1 protein-coding gene is annotated in these 1,421 nt (G+C 70.7%); it reads right to left on the reverse strand.

What is annotated here, in order from left to right; all coding sequences use genetic code 11:
- Positions 1-239 precede the first annotated feature (239 nt).
- On the reverse strand, positions 240-1,421 hold a 1,182-nt coding region (locus PLL68_RS11670), incomplete at its 5' end, for a DUF445 domain-containing protein (RefSeq protein WP_324534269.1).

The following is a 1,421-nucleotide window of genomic DNA, read 5'->3' on the forward strand; positions in this document are numbered from 1 at the left end:
GCGACGGCATCCGGACCGACGCGACCACCCCGACCTCCGCCACCGCCTGACCCGCACGCGAGCCGGCGTACCCAGATCGACCAATAGGTCACCGCAGGTACACCCAGCCACTCAGTTCGCGTACCCACATCGACCAATAGGTCACCGCAGGTACACCCGGCCAGTCAGCGCGCGTACCTGGATTGACCTATTGGTCGATGTCGGGACGCGGCGGCGTGTCGTTGAGGGCTCGAGGGGGGTCAGCCGACTGCCTGGGCCACCCCGTGGATCACCAGGCCGGCGAGCGCCCCGACGATCGTGCCGTTGATCCGGATGAACTGCAGGTCGCGGCCGACGTGCAGTTCGATGCGCTCGGCGGCCTCCTTGCCGTCCCAGCGATCGACCGTGACCGAGATGACCTCGGCCAGCTCGCTGCCGTAGGTGTTGACGAAGAAGGACACCGCCTCGCCGAGGCGGGCCTCAAGCCGGGCCCGCCACACCTCGTCGTGCACGAGGTGGTTGCCGAGGTTCTCGAGCAGCTCGTCACCGCGGGTGTGGAAGTACGAGGTCTCGTCGTCCATCGCCGTCGTCAGGGCGGTGCGGAACGACTGCCAAAGCCCGAGCGCGGTCTCCGGCACCTGCGGGTGGGTGAGCAGCAGCACCTTGAGCGCCTCCGCACGGGCCATGACCTCGGGGTCCTGCTGGAGGTCCACGGCCAGGCGCCGCAGCAGGTCGTCGAAGGCCTGGCGCGCGGGGTGGCGCGGGTCGTTCTCGATGTCCCGCAGCCAGGCGATGACCTGCTGGTAGGTCCAGCCGATGACCTTGTCGTCGACCCACGGCGGCGACCACCACGGGGCGCGCTCGCCGAGCACCGCCGCGTACGTGCCGGGGTTGTCGGCCAGCCACTCGCGCAGGTGCTCCAGGGCCAGGTCGACCAGCCCCTGGTGGGTCTGCTGCTCGACGACCCCCTCGAGCAGCGCGCCGGCGATCGGCGACACCGGCTCCTTGACCAGTCGCGGCACGAGGAAGTCCTGCACCAGCGCGCGGACCTCGTCATCCGACAGCCGCCCCAACCCCGCACGGCCGACGCGCACCGCCTCGACCATCACGCGGCGGCGATTGGCCGGCATCCCCAACCACTGACCGACGCGCTCACCCACGCGCGCCGTCGCGAGGCGCTCGCGCGCGATCTCCTCGGTGAGGAAGTTCTCGGTGACGAACTCCTGGAGGTTGCGCCCGATCTCGTTCTTGCGCTTCGGGATGATCGCCGTGTGGGGGATCGGCAGGCCGAGCGGATGCCGGAACAGCGCCGTGACGGCGAACCAGTCGGCGAGCGCCCCCACCATCGCCGCCTCGGCCGCGGTGTTGACGTAGCCCCACACGCCGTCGTGGTCCAGGCGCAAGGTGGCGAGGAAGACGGCCGCCGCGAACGCGAGCAGGCC

Source organism: Ornithinibacter sp. (genome assembly GCF_035443565.1).
Classification (GTDB): Bacteria; Actinomycetota; Actinomycetes; order Actinomycetales; family Dermatophilaceae; genus Fodinibacter.